Origin of the sequence: Bradyrhizobium sp. Ghvi, from assembly GCF_900115265.1 — a bacterium.
In the GTDB taxonomy this organism is placed as follows: domain Bacteria; phylum Pseudomonadota; class Alphaproteobacteria; order Rhizobiales; family Xanthobacteraceae; genus Bradyrhizobium.
On sequence record NZ_FOVU01000006.1, the window covers coordinates 330457 to 344179 of the forward strand.

Below are 13723 nucleotides of genomic sequence, written 5' to 3' on the forward strand. Positions count from 1 at the left end.
ATGGGCATTCATCCCGATCTCATCGCGCTCACGCGAGCTTGCGCGGCAGCTCACCGCCCCTGGTCCAGGCATCGATCGCCTCGACCATCTGGCCGTAATGGATGCGCAGGCCGTCCTCGGTCGCGTAGCCGAGATGCGGCGTCAGCACGAGATTGTCGAGCTTTCGGAAGGGATGATCCACCGGCAGCGGCTCGGTCGAAAATACGTCCAGGCCGGCGCCTGCGATCTTCCGCTGCTGCAACGCGTCCAACAGCGCCTGCTCGTCCACGATCGGCCCGCGCGCGGTGTTGACGAGGAAGGCGGTCGGCTTCATCCGCGCAAGATCCGCACGGCCGACGAGGCCACGCGAGCGCTCGCTGAGCACCACATGGATGGTGACGATATCGGCCTTGGCGAACAGCTCCTCCTTGGTGGCGTAGCCGACGCCTGCGGCCGCACATTTCTCCGGCGTCAGGTTCGGGCTCCAGGCAATAACGTTCATGCCGAAGGCCTTGGCGATGCCGGCCATCCTGCTGCCAAGCTTGCCGAGCCCGACGATGCCGAGTGTCAGCCCGTCGATCTCGACGCCGGCAAAGGTCTGCCAGGGCTCGCCGGCATGCATGCGCGCATTCTCGCGGCCGATGCCGCGGGTCAGTTCCAGGATCAAGCCCATCGTGAGCGGGGCGGTCGGATCGCGCGAATATTGCGTGCCGCCGATGGCGACGCCCTTTGCCTTCGCGGCCTCCATGTCGATCGCAGCATTGCGCATGCCGGAGGTCAGCAGCAGCTTCAGCTTCGGCAGCTTGTCGAACAAGCTCCTCGGGAATGCCGTGCGCTCGCGCATCGCGCAGATGATCTCGAAATCGGCCAGCGCGCTGGCTGCGGCCTGCTCGGACGCGAAGGGATGGCTGAACACGGTGACGTCGACGCGGTCCGACAGTTTCGACCAGTCCGCGACGCCCAGGGCGAGGTTGAAATAGTCGTCGAGAATTGCGCAGCGCAGCCGGCTCATCAGCGTTCATCCATGGCGAGAGGAGACAGCGCCAGACAAAGACACCATCATCGGAACCGGGCCATGGTTGCGCGCAATCAGCCTCGCGCGCAAGCAGTCTGCGTCTCAAAAATCCGATAGGCCAAAGATCAGATAGCGGAGGGAGCCTAGAAGTCGCGGGGCTTCAACCGGATCGGCGCATCCATGCCGTGCTTGGCGCGCCAGGCCGGGCCGGGGCCGCGCATGTAGTGGAGCTCGGGCCTGTAGGGATTGAAGGCGGTGGCGAAGAAGCGCTTCCAGAAGCCCTTGACCTCCGCGACGAACCCGGAGACGTGCCGGGCTTCTGCCGGAACGTGATGAGAGGTGGTCTCGATCAGAGCCATGATGCGGCCTCGCTGTGCTCCCGATCATTCTGAGCGGGTGGCGCCGTTTCCGCGCGAAACCGAGCTTTGGCCTGATTTATTAAAAGATGGTTTCAATTGTCCGGATATAGGTCCGGATGGTGTCCGTTCCGTATTCATCCGTGGTGAACGGACGGAAAACGTTGCCCTTTCAGGGCGGGATCGCTACATCGGCGGCAAGCAAATTTCCTCAAATCGAAGGTTTCACGGGACCGATGGCGCGCCAGTTCATCTATTTCATGCAGGGCCTGACCAAGAGCTACCCGACCCGGAAGGTGCTCGATAACATCCACTTGTCTTTTTACCCGGATGCCAAGATCGGCGTACTCGGTGTCAACGGCTCGGGTAAATCGACCCTGCTCAAGATCATGGCGGGCCTCGACAAGGAGTACACCGGCGAGGCCTGGGTCGCCGAGGGCGCCCGCGTCGGTTACCTCGAGCAGGAGCCGCAGCTCGATCCGAAGCTGTCGGTCCGCGAGAATGTCATGCAGGGCGTCGCCAAGCAGAAGGCGATCCTCGATCGCTACAATGAGCTTGCGGTCAACTATTCGGACGAGACCGCCGACGAGATGACCAAGCTGCAGGACGAGATCGAGGCCCAGGGCCTCTGGGATCTCGACAGCAAGGTCGACCAGGCCATGGATGCGCTGCGCTGCCCTCCGGATGATGCCGACGTGACAAAACTTTCCGGCGGTGAACGCCGCCGCGTCGCGCTGTGCCGTCTGCTGCTCGACCAGCCTGAACTGCTGCTGCTGGACGAGCCGACCAACCATCTCGACGCCGAATCCGTGTCGTGGCTCGAAGGCCATCTGCGCAACTATCCCGGCGCGATCCTGATCGTCACCCACGATCGCTACTTCCTCGACAACGTCACGGGCTGGATCCTGGAGCTCGATCGTGGCCGCGGCATTCCCTACGAGGGCAACTACTCGTCCTGGCTGGTGCAGAAGCAGAAGCGCCTGGAGCAGGAGGGACGCGAGGACGCCGCGCACCAGAAGACGCTGGCCCGCGAGCAGGAATGGGTCGCTTCTTCGCCGAAGGCACGCCAGGCCAAGTCGAAGGCGCGCTATCAGCGTTATGAGGAACTGCTCAAGAAGGCGAGCGAGAAGCAGACCCAGACCGCGCAGATCATTATCCCGGTCGCCGAGCGGCTCGGCGCCAACGTCGTCGACTTCGAAGGCCTCAGCAAAGGCTTCGGCGATCGACTCCTGATCGACAATCTCACCTTCAAGCTGCCGCCCGGTGGCATCGTCGGTGTGATCGGCCCTAACGGCGCCGGCAAGACCACCTTGTTCAGGATGATCACCGGCCAGGAAAAGCCCGACGCGGGTACGATCACGGTCGGCGAGACCGTTCATCTCGGCTATGTCGACCAGTCGCGCGACGCGCTCGACGGCAAGAAGACCGTGTGGGAGGAAATTTCGGGCGGCAACGAGCTGATCCTGCTCGGCAAGAAGGAAGTGAACTCGCGCGGCTATTGCTCGTCGTTCAACTTCAAGGGCGCGGACCAGCAGAAGAAGGTCGGCGCGCTCTCGGGCGGTGAGCGCAACCGCGTCCATCTCGCCAAGATGCTGAAGTCCGGCGCCAACGTGCTGCTGCTCGACGAACCGACCAACGACCTCGACGTCGACACGCTGCGCGCGCTCGAAGAGGCGCTGGAGGATTTCGCCGGCTGCGCCGTCATCATCAGCCACGATCGCTGGTTCCTCGACCGCATCGCGACCCACATCCTGGCCTTCGAAGGCGACAGCCATGTCGAATGGTTCGAAGGCAACTTCCAGGACTACGAAAAGGACAAGATGCGCCGGCTCGGCCAGGACAGCATCATCCCGCACCGCGTGAAGTACAAGAAGCTGACGCGGTGATGAGCCGATCTCGCAGGTTGTAGAACCTATCGAGAAAGGTCCGGGCGCGCGGCAGCGCGTCGTGAAGGAATTGCTTTGGCTCGCGTAGCCAAAGCCCTTCGAATTCTCGCGAGCGCGCTTCCGAGATCAGGATGTCCGTCGGCAGATCGACGAGCGTTGCGTCCCAGCCCGGATGAAAACGGCGGGCTCGTCTGAAGCAGAGGGACAGCAGGCGCTGCTCCGTCGTAAGTCCGTGATAGTCAAATGCGCTTCGACCATCCGTGACGAAGATGTGGTTGCCAAAATAGCCTTCGGCCGGCTTGATCCAGCGGGCGCGAAATCCGAGGTCAGGGTACTGTTGAAGAAACGCGTAGGCGAGCACCTGGCACGCGCCATTGGCGAAGAACTGGCGATTCGGACGGTGCCAGCGCCGCACTGGATCGTCCTTGACGTTGGTCTTCGGGAAGAACATCGCCCAGCATTCACATCGAGTCGATCCTATGATAGGATGCCATTATGGCTGAGCCTGACAACATCGTTCTCGAACATTTGCGTCATATCCGCAGTGCAGTCGACGGCACGCGCGATGATGTCCGTGAGCTGAAGCAACGAATTGGCGGTCTTGAGCGCGAAATGGCTCACGTGCACGTCAAGCTTGCCGAGATGTCGGAGCGAATTGACCGCGTATCGGATCGGCTGGAGCGCGTCGAACGCCCTCTCGATCTTATCGAAGCGTGAAGCCGTTCTGCCCTCTCAGCGTCTGCCGCGCCTGGTTTCTGTTCCATTGCCTCGTTGTTTGGCTCTGCGGACCGGCTCCCGCCCTGGCCGCCGATGCCGCGTTCACCCAGTTCATTGCCTCGCTCTGGCCGGAAGCGCAGGCCGCGGGTGTCTCGCGCGCGACGTTCGAAGAGCAGACGCGCGGGCTCGAGCCGGATTACAAATTGCCTGACCTGATCCTGCCGGGGCGGCCCGCGACCGGCGCGCCGTCGCAGGCCGAGTTCGTGCAGGTGCCGGCCGATTACATCAAGGAAGCTTCGATCGCGCGGCTCGCGGGCGAGGGGCAACGGCTGCTGCAGAAATACAATGCCGCGCTGGCGAAGATCGAGAAGAGCTCCGGCGTGCCGGCCACCGTGATGCTCGCGATCTGGGGGCGCGAGACCGATTACGGTCGTTACACGCTGCCGTACGATCTCGTGCGTGTGCTGGCGACGCAGGCCTATGTCGGCCGGCGCAAGGACACCTATCGCAATGAATTCATCCTCGCGCTGAAGATCCTGGGCGAAGGCGTGGTGGCGCGCAAGGACATGCGTTCGTCCTGGGCCGGCGCGACCGGGCTCACGCAATTCCTGCCGTCCGAATATTACAAGCACGGCGTCGATTTCGACGGAGATGGCCGCATCGACATCTGGCACTCGGTGCCGGATGCGCTGGCGTCCGCCGCGCAGCAGCTCGTCAACAAGGGTTGGCAGAGCGGCGTGCGCTGGGCCTACGAGGTCCAAGCGCCGGCGAAGGCGGATTGCACGATCGGCGTGCCCGAGGTGACGAAGCCGATCAGCCAGTGGCTGCGTGAAGGCTTTGTGCCGGTGCGTGGGCAACAGCTCAGTGTCGCCGAGCAGGCACAGCCAGCCTCGTTGCTGCAGCCGGAAGGCATCTATGGTCCGTCGTTCCTGGCGACGAAGAACTACTTCGTCATCAAGGAATACAATTTCTCCGACCTCTACGTGCTGTTCGTCGGTCATCTCAGCGATCGCATGGCGCGCCCGCTGCCGTTTGCGACGCCCTGGTCGGCATCGAAGCAACTGCGAACCAAGGATGTCGAGGCGATGCAGCGCGGGCTCACGCGCGTCGGGCTTTACAAGGACAAGATCGACGGCAAGGCCGGCATGCAGACCCGTGCGGCGCTCGGCGCTTATCAGAAGAGGGCAGGTCTGAAGGTCGATTGCTGGCCCAGCGAAGAGGTGCTGCGTTCGATCCAGGCCGCGCGCTGAGAAATCACCAAAAAGAAAAAGCCCGGCCGAGGTGTCGGCCGGGCTTCGATCGCGGCGCTCAGGAGCGCCATGCGATCAGATCAGTAGCAAACACGAACCGGGCGGACGACCCAGCCGTAGCCGTCCCAATAACGCTCACGGCGCCAGTAGCAGGGCGCGGGCGGCGGGGGCTCGGCCACGTAAACTGGACCACCGTAGGCTGGGCGGCTGGAAGCGATGGCGCCGCCGACGATGGCGCCGCCGATCAGGCCGGCAGCGATGCCGGCGCCGACGCCGTCACCGGCTTTGGCCGACGGAGTGGCGGTCACCAGCGAACCGGCGACCGTCGCAACCGTGAGGGCGGCAACTAAAGTCTTCTTCATGCTATTGGCTCTCCTGGGAGATGGGCTCCTCTTGTTAGAGGCGCCCGGGTTTCAAAGGTTCACGCACACTCGGATGCAATTGGCCTTGCAGCTAGGAAGCGCGCAAATGGTCAATCCACGGTAAACGCGCACGGAGGTGTGACGAGAAAAAGCGGTCTTTTTCAGGCCCTGAGATGAATGGCACATCCGTAGTGAACCGGCCCCTGCGGACTCAGCCGCAGACCCGGACGCGGCGGACCCGCCAGGCATAGCCGTCCCAGAAGCGCTGTCTCTGCCACACGCAGCCACCGCCGTAATAGTCGTCGGCGACGTAGCCGGGACCCGGCGCGTAGTACCGTGGCGGATAGTAGCCGGGTTCATAATAGCCCGGCCCCGGTCCGTAATAATACGGAGATGCGAGCGCGCCGCCAACAATGGCGCCGCCGATGATCCCGGCTGCCACGCCAGCAGCGACACCGCGCTGTGCATGGGCCGGCGTTCCCGCCGTCAGGACCAGGGTGGCGGTGGCAGCGGCTGCCATAAGCGTCTTCTTCATTGGGGGTGACCTTTCACACAGCGAACCCGGAACTCTTACGGCCAAAGTTCCATATTTCGCTTGAACGATCAATGAACGGTTCGTGGGCCGGGTGCGACCAAATGCTAGAAAGTCACGGCTTTCTGCCCAGGAGATGACGATGAACATCCTCACCGATGCCCTGATCGCCTTCGGGGCCGTCGGCGTGATCGGCTATGCGCTGATGACCCATTTGCAGAGCCGCGCGGCGCGCCCGCGCGCCAGAGCAGGCGGGGACGGCGGAGGCAGTGACACCTATTCGGATGCGCCGAACGACGGTTTCTCGCTGGGAAGCTGGTTCTCCAGCGACAGTTCGGGGAGCCCAACCGACAGCAGCAGCTGCGCGTCCGGCGATAGCGGCGGGAGCGGCGATTGCGGTGGCGGCGGCGACGGTGGGGGAGGCGGCGACTAGGACCAATCAGGGCATCACCTTGATCCAGCGCAACGCCCTATTTTAGAGCCGTTCTAGGCTCTATCCGGGTCAGTTTGGAATAGCTTGAAATACCGGTTTTTCCTTTTGCATCCGGCCGGCCTGTTAAATATCGATGATCGTGCATCACCGAAGGGCCTACCACTTCCATGATCGTTTGTTCCTGTAACGTGCTGAGCGATGACGACATCCGCGCCGCCGTCGCCGAGTCCGACGATGCCGTGCGTCATGCCAAGCAGGTCTATGGATGTCTCGGCTGCAGCGCCGAATGCGGCCGTTGCGCGCGCACCATCAAGACCATCATCGATGAAGCGCTTGGCCCCTGTGCGCAGTCCTGCTGCGCCGGTTGCCCGCACAGCCAGGCGGTGGCTGCGAACGATGAGATCGCCGAACCCGTCCAGTTCGCTCTCGCGGCCTGCTGAATTTCCCGCCGTTGGCTGAGCTTTTCCCCGGCTGCGTCCCCGTAGCCGGTTGCCCCCGTATTTGAACTGACTTAGAAGGATTCTAAAATCGGATACGGCCGATTTGAACTGCAAGAGCTGGAGTGAACCATGCAGGGCGACGCAAAAGTCATCGACTATCTCAACAAGGCGCTGCGTCACGAACTGACTGCGATCAACCAGTACTGGCTGCATTATCGCTTCCTCGACAATTGGGGACTCCTCGACATGGCCAAGGTGTGGCGCAAGGAGTCCATCGAGGAGATGGAGCACGCCGACAAGCTCACCGCACGCATCCTGTTTCTCGACGGCTTCCCGAACATGCAGGTGCTCGATCCGCTGCGCATCGGCCAGAACGTCAAGGAGATCATCGAATGCGATCTCGCCGCTGAAATGAGCGCTCGGGCGCTCTACCAGGAAGCGGCGACCTATTGCCACGGCGCCAAGGATTACGTCACCCGCGACCTGTTCGAGAAGCTGATGAGCGACGAGGAGCACCACATCGACTTCCTCGAAACCCAGCTCGACCTGATCGGCCGCATTGGACTCGAACTCTATACCCAGAAGCATGTCGGCGGGCTCGAGGGCGAGGGGCACTAAGCTCCAGCGCTAACGTCAGCAGCACACTTCACTGTCGTCCCGGTTTTCCGGGACGACATTTTATTTGGGCGCCAGCTACAGCTGCGCCTTGTAGCGTTCTTCCACGATCTCCTGGCCCGCCGAGGCTGGGCTGGTCGTGGTGTACCTTATCCGGGCGCCGACAGCTTTGAGCGCATCAGCGCCTCGCCACGCGGGTCCGAACTGGCCGACGATGATCGCAGCGCGGTGAATTCGGACTACATCGTGCGCTGCGGCGCAGTTTGCAGCAATTGACGAACCTGCTCGCTGTAGAACTTCGCATTCCCGGTGGTGCCGTGGCCGCGCGTCTCGGTGCTTGCAGGGATGAGATACAGCTTGCCGTTCTTGACCCGCTTCATTGCTGCGTCCGTGATGCCGGTTTCCGGCGGATTGCGCTCGTCATCGGCGGAGTTGATCAGCAGCAGCGTTGCCTCGATCTGCTCCAATTTGTCGCCGGCGTTGTAGTCATGCGAGGAGTCCCACTGGTAGACGTAGTCGTTGGCGTCCGCCGTGATCGGCGTCCCCAGCCGCTCGTCGACGATCTTGTCGGCCTTGGCCGCAGTCGGCGCCTGTTGCTGATAAGCGAGCGTGCCGCCGATGCTGGCGATGCCGTAGGCCGTGATGGCGTATTTCATCATGCGCGGCTGGCTGGTGTAATTGCCGCCATTGTAGTCGGGATCGTTGCGGATCGTGTCGAGCATGATCCGCCGCAGCATCCAGTTTCGCGATGCCATCTCGGTTGGCTGTGAGGCCATCGGCACCAGCACGTCCATGTCCTTGGGATATTTCTCGCCCCACAGCCAGGTCTGCATGCCACCCATGGAGTTGCCGATCACGAGCCGCAGATGCTTGACGCCGAGGCCTTCGGTTACGAGGCGATGCTGCGCTTCGACCATATCGTCGTAATTGTATTTCGGAAAGCCTGTCTTCATGCCATCCGACGGCTTTGACGATTTGCCGTGGCCGATCGCATCAGGAAGGATGATGTAATATTTGGATGCATCGAGCGGCTGTCCGGCGCCGAACATTTCGCCGGCGAAGGCGGGCGTCAGCATGCTTGCGCCCGAGCCGCCGGTGCCGTGCAGCACCAGCACCGGTTGTCCGGTCGGGTCACCGATGGTGGTGTAGTGCAGCTTCAGGTCGGGCAGGACCTCGCCGGTGTGAAACTTGAAATCTTTCGCGATCCAGTCGCCTTGCTTCGGCGCCGGGTAATCGGCCGCCATTGCCGGAATCGAGAACGACAGCAAAGCTGTGGCAAGCAGCGCGCCCGAGAATTTCATGATTTCCTCCCCGCTTCGGCCGCTGGCATCCGGGCCGCTTCGCACTCGATCTTATCAGCGTCACTCAAAGGATCGAGTGTCGATGTGCTGTCCGCCGCCAAAACTTTTCGCTCATGGTGCATCGCGCAAGCGGAATATTCCGAGCCGGTGAGCGAGGCGGCCTAATGCTCCCGGAGTAAACCGAGCGCGTACCAGCCCCAGTAGACCCTGTGACGCCGGATCAGTCCCTTGTCGATCTCCATGATCTCGACCAGCTCCATCTGCTCGCCGTCGGGAGCGACGCGTGGATATTCCCAGGTAACGATCCGGCCGTCGGTGAAGAAGCCCTGCTTGAAACGCTTTCGCTGCGGCGGATTGGTCCGGAACACGCGTGTGATGAAGGTACGCAGATTGTCCCTGCCCTGGACGATCCCGGTGGGCGTCTTCATGAGATGCTGAACCAGCGGGCTTTCGATGGAAGCATCGTCGGCATAGAGTGCGAGGGACGCCTCGAGGTCCTTGTTGCCGAGGGCTTCATCCCACAGTCTGCAGATGCGTTCTGCCTCGCTCCGGTGGGTTTCGTTGGTCATTGCTGTACTCCTCTGGATTTGGGACGGTATCTCGGGGGATCGCAAAGAAGGCAGCCTCGAAGTTTCATCGAATTCTGAAATGACTGGCTTGGGAACGATGCGATGACGTGGCGGCAGGTCCACATGGGCGGGAGGTTTTGATGGTCGCAGCCAGACGATCAGTCCAATCCGGATTTTCGCGGCTCACCGATGCATTGAGCGATCCGGCGCGCGAAGCCATGGTGAGTGCGCTGTTCGGCGGCAAGGCGCTGCCTGCGGGCGAGTTGGCATTGCTTGCCGGCGTGTCGCCGCAAAGCGCCAGCGCGCATCTTCAGAAGCTGACCGAGGCGCGGCTGCTCTCGGTGTGGCAGCAGGGCCGGTTCCGCTACTATCGGATCGCGGACGATGAGGTCGCAGGCCTGATCGAAAATCTCGTCAATGTCGCTGCCAGGACTGCGCATGCGGAACGCGCGCGAGGCGTGCCGATGCCGCTCCGTCAATCGCGGACCTGCTATTGCCATCTCGCCGGTCAGCTCGGCGTAGCGCTGAGAGACGGCTTGCTGGGCAAGAAACTGATAGCGCTGGGCGGTCGCGAGGCTTCCATCACCGACCAGGGGCTCGCCTGGTCTCGTGCGGAGGCGATCGACTTCAAGCCGGGTCGTGATCCTCACATGCGGCTCTGCAACGATTGGACCGAGCGTGTCCCGCACCTGGCAGGTCCGTTCGCCAATGCGATCCTGAAGCGGCTGATCGCCACGCACGCACTGGCTCCGCACCGGGTTCCACGCGCGCTTCGCCTCACCCCGAAAGGGCGGGCCTTCTTCGAGCGGCTCGGCGTTTCAATTCCGTTCTGAAGTCGCGCCGGATGACGATGACAGCGGCAGATCCCGCATGTAGCATTCGACGGCCGCTGATCGTCCTTGAGCAGGATCGCCTTCCAGGAGGAACTATGTGCCGCAACATCAAGACGCTGTTCAATTTCGAGCCGCCGGCGACCGAAGACGAGATCCATGCCAGCGCGCTCCAGTTCGTGCGAAAGCTCTCCGGCTTCAACAAGCCCTCGCAGGCCAATGAGGCCGCGTTCGAGCGCGCGGTGGCTGAGGTCTCGGAGGCAGCACGGCGGCTGCTGACCTCGCTGCATACCCACGCGCCGGCACGCGACCGCGAGGTCGAGGCGGAGAAGGCAAAGGAGCGTTCGCGGCTGCGCTTCGGCTAGAGGGCGGCAAAGCTCCACCGTGATCTGACTCACGGAAGCGGGGGCCTTCACGCGCGATGATGTCTGCCGGGGTTTTGACAACCCGGAGCAGGACCATGAACCGCCCCCTTTTTCCGCTGAAAGCAGGTGCTATTGCCTTCACGCTGTTATGGACTGCGTGGATGATGTGGTGGAGCGGCTCGTTCTCGAGCGCGAATGTGGTGATCCTTGCCTTTTGCGGCGCAGCAGTCGGCTATCTCTGGTACCGCGCCATGCGCTGGCAATTCGAACGAATGGGCATGCTGCCGCGGCCGGAGGATCGGGCAAAGTAGAGACCGGCTAGTTCTTCTGGCCGTGCCTCTTCTTTTTCTTCTTTTTCTTGCGCGCGTCGCCGTCGTCGCTCTCGTCACCTTCATCGGAGGAGGCAATGTCGGCCTCGTGCACGGCGGCTTCGAGCGCGGCGCGTTCGGCGGCCTCCTGCTCGCGCTGGCGGCGGCGTTCGTCCCAGGCATCGAACAATTGCTCCAGCCACGGCAGCACCTGCTCGATCGACGGCAATTGGCCGGGTGGCCCCGCCTCGCCGCGCGGGCCTTGCGGACCGACGGGTCCTTGCGGACCGGCAGGGCCCTGTGGCCCGGCTGCTCCCCGCGGACCTGCTTCGCCTGGTTTACCGGGCACGCCAGGCTTGCCTTGCGCTCCGGCTTTTCCGGCCGGACCTGGCTTGCCCTGCGGTCCCGGCTTGCCGCGTGCACCGTCCGGGCCCCGCTTGCCCGGATGCCCCTGCGGCCCAGGCCGTCCCGGCTCGCCCTGTCGTCCGCGCGGACCTTGAGGTCCCGGCCGTCCCTGTTCGTCTGCCACGCCGCTACTCCTTCTGCGCACGCAAGCTACTTAGCGACGTTTGACGACAGCAGCAATTCCGCCCGCACATCATGTCGAGCTTGATCAACGTCAATCTGCGACAGGGTGCGCCGTGTGATTGACGCCGCGGCCACAATCCTTGCGAAGAGCGACCGATGCGCGCGGCGTGGAAAATCTTTTGTCTGGCGGCAATCGTGCTCGCGGCGGCGATCGGCCTCGCTCATCTGCTCGTGGCCGATGTCGTGCCGGTCGGCTACGCCGAGGCGCCGCAGGCATCATGGGCGATCCTGACCGCATTCGCGCTACGCGCAATCGCGCTGACCGCGGCCTGGGTCGCGATCATCACGTTGTCGGTGCTCGTCGGCGCCAATTTTATCAGATGGTCTTCCGCGCGGACCGCGCCCGGAATAACCGCGCCGTCACGCGCTAGTCGTGATAGGCCGGCACCTCGATGCCGGAGGCCGCGTAAAGTCTGATCTTGTTGCGCAGCGTGCGCACCGACAGGCCGAGCACGCGCGAGGCGCGCGTGCGGTTGCCGTCGCAGCGCGCGAGCGTCTGCAGCACGAGCTCGCGCTCGACCTCGCCGACGGTCGCGCCGATCAGCAGTGGAACGATCTCGTTGGGTGCAAGGAATTGCGCGCCCCGCTCGGACGCCGCGACATGAACAGTGGTCATCAACACACTCCCCGATCAACGCCCCCTTCCATCGTTGGAAGCGGATCGAGAACAACGACCCCCTAGCCGTAATCCACGGTGGTCGGGTTTGGTTAACGAAAGGTTAATTCCGCGCGAGTGCACGAATTGACCTTGGGAATGCCGCCGCGTTGCCGCGATTGGCACGAGATGCATAGCAAAGCGGGCCGATCTCGCTCACACCGTGCGATATCCACCGTCCACCATCACGATCGTTCCTGTGACGTAAGACGATAGGTCCGAAGCGAGGAAGATCGCGGGGCCCACGATGTCCTCGGGCTTGCCACTACGTGCGAGCGGGGTGTGGTCGATGAAGGCCTGCACCAATGCGGGATTGGTGGCGCGCGCATTGGCGTTGAGGTTGGTTTCGATGAAGCCCGGTCCGATCGCGTTGACGCGCACGCCTTCCCTGCCGAGCTCGACTGCGAGCGCCTTGGTGAAGCCGAGCACGCCGTGTTTTGACGTCGTGTACGCCGCCGATGTCGGTGTGCGCAGGTGCATGAAAGACTGGATGGAGGCGATATTGACGATGCGGCCTTTGCTGGCGCGCAAGGGGGCGAGGAAGGCCTGCGTCGTGTTGAAGACGCCGTTGAGGTTGAGCGAGATGATGTCGTTCCAGTCCTTCGCCACCGTCTCGGTCTCCGCGGTGAAGGCGTTGCGGCGGGTGATGCCGGCATTGTTGACGAGGATCGAGACTTGACCGATCTTGTCGGCAACCTCTTTGGCCAGCGCGAAGCAATCCTCGCGCCTGGTCACGTCGAGCGCAAAGCTCTCGGCCTTGCCGCCCGATTTTCGGATCTCCTGGGCGGCTTCCGCGACCGTGTCGGCGTTGACGTCGAGCAGCACGATTTGCGCGCCCTCGCGGGCGTAGCCGGCGGCGATCGCCCGGCCGATGCCGGAGCCTGCGCCCGTGACGACGGCGATGTGGTTTGCGAGCAATGCCATGACAGTTTCCTCCCGGATTCGTTTCTAAGTTTCATGAAAGGCTAACCCGAAATTAAGGGGTCGGAAACGGCGGCCTTGGCATACTCATCTTCATTGCTAAACGTTGCGCGCATGATGGAACGACTTGAATCCTGGAAACTGGCGCTGGAGCGCCTGCGGTCGGCGGACGAGGCCGATTGGGCCGAGGCCGGCCGGATCGTGGCCGAGATCATCAGGATGAGCACGGATGCCACGTTGCGGCAGGCTGCCGAGCAGGCGCTGCCCGTGCTGCGCCAGGCCGCGGGGAATGACGATCACGGCGTTACGCTGGCCGCCCGGCGTCGTGTCGGTGTGATCCTCGATGTCGTCCATGATCTGACCGCGCCGCGCTTCGGCCGCCGCAACGCCGCGCCGAAGAAGCTGTCCAGCGAGGATCGCGCCCGCAAGATGCTGGGTCTGCCGCTCGCGGTGCAGCTCACCTGCGAGGACATCAACCAAGCCTATCGCCGCGCCGCCAAGGGCATGCATCCCGACCAGGGCGGCAGCGCGCAGGCCTTCATCGACCTCTCCGCCGCGCGCGACGTGTTGATTCATCCCGGCGCGCACAAGGACGCCTGAG

21 protein-coding genes are annotated in these 13723 nt (G+C 63.1%); 10 read left to right on the forward strand and 11 right to left on the reverse strand.

Annotated elements, in window-relative coordinates; genetic code table 11:
• Positions 1 to 28: 28 nt before the first annotated feature.
• Positions 29 to 991: a D-2-hydroxyacid dehydrogenase family protein gene (locus BM374_RS24385; protein ID WP_092297749.1), complete on the reverse strand. Its 963-nt coding sequence runs from the start codon at positions 989 to 991 to the stop codon at positions 29 to 31.
• Positions 992 to 1137: 146 nt separating this feature from the next.
• Positions 1138 to 1353, reverse strand: a complete 216-nt coding sequence (locus tag BM374_RS24390) for a hypothetical protein (RefSeq protein ID WP_092297753.1) — start codon at positions 1351 to 1353, stop codon at positions 1138 to 1140.
• Between the two features lie 233 nt (positions 1354 to 1586).
• Here BM374_RS24390 and ettA point away from each other — a divergent pair, with 233 nt between their 5' ends.
• Positions 1587 to 3236 (forward strand): energy-dependent translational throttle protein EttA, encoded by a 1650-nt coding sequence (gene ettA / locus BM374_RS24395; protein WP_092297756.1) that lies wholly within the window; start codon positions 1587 to 1589, stop codon positions 3234 to 3236.
• Here ettA and BM374_RS24400 read toward each other — a convergent pair.
• Entirely contained in the window at positions 3196 to 3687 is a 492-nt protein-coding gene (locus tag BM374_RS24400; protein ID WP_092297760.1) for a hypothetical protein, read from the reverse strand. The two genes, ettA and BM374_RS24400, sit on opposite strands and share 41 nt — an antisense overlap.
• A 44-nt stretch (positions 3688 to 3731) precedes the next feature.
• On the opposite strand from BM374_RS24400, the gene BM374_RS24405 reads away from it, so the two are divergent.
• Both BM374_RS24405 and BM374_RS24410 read left to right on the forward strand, forming a co-directional pair.
• Positions 3732 to 3953, forward strand: a complete 222-nt coding sequence (locus tag BM374_RS24405; RefSeq protein WP_092297763.1) for a hypothetical protein — start codon at positions 3732 to 3734, stop codon at positions 3951 to 3953.
• 38 nt (positions 3954 to 3991) lie between these two features.
• The gene (locus tag BM374_RS24410; RefSeq protein ID WP_092298053.1) at positions 3992 to 5203 is read left to right on the forward strand and encodes a lytic murein transglycosylase; all 1212 of its coding nucleotides are present in this window, start codon (positions 3992 to 3994) and stop codon (positions 5201 to 5203) included.
• Positions 5204 to 5283: 80 nt separating this feature from the next.
• Here BM374_RS24410 and BM374_RS24415 read toward each other — a convergent pair whose 3' ends face one another.
• A complete protein-coding gene (locus tag BM374_RS24415; RefSeq protein ID WP_092297766.1) occupies positions 5284 to 5565 on the reverse strand; it encodes a hypothetical protein in 282 nt (93 codons plus the stop codon).
• A gap of 211 nt (positions 5566 to 5776) precedes the next feature.
• Positions 5777 to 6100 carry a hypothetical protein gene (locus tag BM374_RS24420; RefSeq protein ID WP_092297769.1) on the reverse strand — a complete coding sequence of 108 codons (324 nt, stop codon included), beginning with the start codon at positions 6098 to 6100 and terminating at the stop codon, positions 5777 to 5779.
• Positions 6101 to 6239: 139 nt separating this feature from the next.
• On the opposite strand from BM374_RS24420, the gene BM374_RS24425 reads away from it, so the two are divergent.
• The 3 genes from BM374_RS24425 (at position 6240) to bfr (ending at position 7588) form a co-directional block, all read left to right on the forward strand.
• A complete protein-coding gene (locus tag BM374_RS24425; RefSeq protein WP_349509996.1) occupies positions 6240 to 6530 on the forward strand; it encodes a hypothetical protein in 291 nt (96 codons plus the stop codon).
• Positions 6531 to 6697: 167 nt separating this feature from the next.
• A complete protein-coding gene (locus tag BM374_RS24430; RefSeq protein WP_092297775.1) occupies positions 6698 to 6970 on the forward strand; it encodes a (2Fe-2S)-binding protein in 273 nt (90 codons plus the stop codon).
• Between the two features lie 129 nt (positions 6971 to 7099).
• A complete protein-coding gene (gene bfr / locus BM374_RS24435) occupies positions 7100 to 7588 on the forward strand; it encodes a bacterioferritin (RefSeq protein ID WP_024339472.1) in 489 nt (162 codons plus the stop codon).
• A gap of 236 nt (positions 7589 to 7824) precedes the next feature.
• Here bfr and BM374_RS24440 read toward each other — a convergent pair whose 3' ends face one another.
• Positions 7825 to 8886, reverse strand: a complete 1062-nt coding sequence (locus BM374_RS24440; RefSeq protein WP_092297778.1) for an alpha/beta fold hydrolase — start codon at positions 8884 to 8886, stop codon at positions 7825 to 7827.
• A gap of 161 nt (positions 8887 to 9047) precedes the next feature.
• The gene (locus BM374_RS24445) at positions 9048 to 9455 is read right to left on the reverse strand and encodes a nuclear transport factor 2 family protein (protein ID WP_092297782.1); all 408 of its coding nucleotides are present in this window, start codon (positions 9453 to 9455) and stop codon (positions 9048 to 9050) included.
• Positions 9456 to 9595: 140 nt separating this feature from the next.
• On the opposite strand from BM374_RS24445, the gene BM374_RS24450 reads away from it, so the two are divergent.
• The 3 genes from BM374_RS24450 to BM374_RS24460 all read left to right on the forward strand — a co-directional run bounded on the left by BM374_RS24450 (position 9596) and on the right by BM374_RS24460 (position 10961).
• A complete protein-coding gene (locus BM374_RS24450; protein WP_092297786.1) occupies positions 9596 to 10288 on the forward strand; it encodes an ArsR/SmtB family transcription factor in 693 nt (230 codons plus the stop codon).
• A gap of 95 nt (positions 10289 to 10383) precedes the next feature.
• Positions 10384 to 10650 (forward strand): DUF2277 domain-containing protein, encoded by a 267-nt coding sequence (locus BM374_RS24455; protein ID WP_092297789.1) that lies wholly within the window; start codon positions 10384 to 10386, stop codon positions 10648 to 10650.
• A gap of 95 nt (positions 10651 to 10745) precedes the next feature.
• Complete coding sequence (locus tag BM374_RS24460) at positions 10746 to 10961, forward strand: hypothetical protein (protein ID WP_092298056.1); 216 nt, start codon at positions 10746 to 10748, stop codon at positions 10959 to 10961.
• A gap of 7 nt (positions 10962 to 10968) precedes the next feature.
• Here BM374_RS24460 and BM374_RS24465 read toward each other — a convergent pair whose 3' ends face one another.
• From BM374_RS24465 to BM374_RS24480, 4 genes are all read right to left on the reverse strand, one after another.
• The gene (locus BM374_RS24465; protein ID WP_092297793.1) at positions 10969 to 11487 is read right to left on the reverse strand and encodes a collagen-like domain-containing protein; all 519 of its coding nucleotides are present in this window, start codon (positions 11485 to 11487) and stop codon (positions 10969 to 10971) included.
• Between the two features lie 26 nt (positions 11488 to 11513).
• Entirely contained in the window at positions 11514 to 11711 is a 198-nt protein-coding gene (locus tag BM374_RS38720; protein WP_177248502.1) for a hypothetical protein, read from the reverse strand.
• A 202-nt stretch (positions 11712 to 11913) separates the two neighbouring features.
• Complete coding sequence (locus tag BM374_RS24475; protein WP_092297800.1) at positions 11914 to 12162, reverse strand: helix-turn-helix domain-containing protein; 249 nt, start codon at positions 12160 to 12162, stop codon at positions 11914 to 11916.
• Between the two features lie 195 nt (positions 12163 to 12357).
• Positions 12358 to 13125 (reverse strand): SDR family NAD(P)-dependent oxidoreductase, encoded by a 768-nt coding sequence (locus BM374_RS24480; RefSeq protein WP_092297803.1) that lies wholly within the window; start codon positions 13123 to 13125, stop codon positions 12358 to 12360.
• A 111-nt stretch (positions 13126 to 13236) separates the two neighbouring features.
• Between BM374_RS24480 and BM374_RS24485 the strand changes: the two genes are divergently transcribed.
• Positions 13237 to 13722 (forward strand): molecular chaperone DnaJ, encoded by a 486-nt coding sequence (locus BM374_RS24485; protein ID WP_092297806.1) that lies wholly within the window; start codon positions 13237 to 13239, stop codon positions 13720 to 13722.
• The last annotated feature ends 1 nt before the right edge of the window (position 13723 follow it).

Bases quoted from the DNA above. Each gene is read 5' to 3' on its own strand.
- BM374_RS24385 (WP_092297749.1), bottom strand. From the start codon at position 991: ATGAGCCGGCTGCGCTGCGCAATTCTCGACGACTATTTCAACCTCGCC.
- BM374_RS24390 (WP_092297753.1), bottom strand. From the start codon at position 1,353: ATGGCTCTGATCGAGACCACCTCTCATCACGTTCCGGCAGAAGCCCGG.
- ettA (WP_092297756.1), top strand. From the start codon at position 1,587: ATGGCGCGCCAGTTCATCTATTTCATGCAGGGCCTGACCAAGAGCTAC.
- BM374_RS24400 (WP_092297760.1), bottom strand. From the start codon at position 3,687: ATGTTCTTCCCGAAGACCAACGTCAAGGACGATCCAGTGCGGCGCTGG.
- BM374_RS24405 (WP_092297763.1), top strand. From the start codon at position 3,732: ATGGCTGAGCCTGACAACATCGTTCTCGAACATTTGCGTCATATCCGC.
- BM374_RS24415 (WP_092297766.1), bottom strand. From the start codon at position 5,565: ATGAAGAAGACTTTAGTTGCCGCCCTCACGGTTGCGACGGTCGCCGGT.
- BM374_RS24420 (WP_092297769.1), bottom strand. From the start codon at position 6,100: ATGAAGAAGACGCTTATGGCAGCCGCTGCCACCGCCACCCTGGTCCTG.
- BM374_RS24425 (WP_349509996.1), top strand. From the start codon at position 6,240: ATGAACATCCTCACCGATGCCCTGATCGCCTTCGGGGCCGTCGGCGTG.
- BM374_RS24430 (WP_092297775.1), top strand. From the start codon at position 6,698: ATGATCGTTTGTTCCTGTAACGTGCTGAGCGATGACGACATCCGCGCC.
- bfr (WP_024339472.1), top strand. From the start codon at position 7,100: ATGCAGGGCGACGCAAAAGTCATCGACTATCTCAACAAGGCGCTGCGT.
- BM374_RS24440 (WP_092297778.1), bottom strand. From the start codon at position 8,886: ATGAAATTCTCGGGCGCGCTGCTTGCCACAGCTTTGCTGTCGTTCTCG.
- BM374_RS24445 (WP_092297782.1), bottom strand. From the start codon at position 9,455: ATGACCAACGAAACCCACCGGAGCGAGGCAGAACGCATCTGCAGACTG.
- BM374_RS24450 (WP_092297786.1), top strand. From the start codon at position 9,596: ATGGTCGCAGCCAGACGATCAGTCCAATCCGGATTTTCGCGGCTCACC.
- BM374_RS24455 (WP_092297789.1), top strand. From the start codon at position 10,384: ATGTGCCGCAACATCAAGACGCTGTTCAATTTCGAGCCGCCGGCGACC.
- BM374_RS24460 (WP_092298056.1), top strand. From the start codon at position 10,746: ATGAACCGCCCCCTTTTTCCGCTGAAAGCAGGTGCTATTGCCTTCACG.
- BM374_RS38720 (WP_177248502.1), bottom strand. From the start codon at position 11,711: ATGAGCGAGGCCGATCGCCGCCGCGAGCACGATTGCCGCCAGACAAAA.
- BM374_RS24475 (WP_092297800.1), bottom strand. From the start codon at position 12,162: ATGACCACTGTTCATGTCGCGGCGTCCGAGCGGGGCGCGCAATTCCTT.
- BM374_RS24480 (WP_092297803.1), bottom strand. From the start codon at position 13,125: ATGGCATTGCTCGCAAACCACATCGCCGTCGTCACGGGCGCAGGCTCC.
- BM374_RS24485 (WP_092297806.1), top strand. From the start codon at position 13,237: ATGATGGAACGACTTGAATCCTGGAAACTGGCGCTGGAGCGCCTGCGG.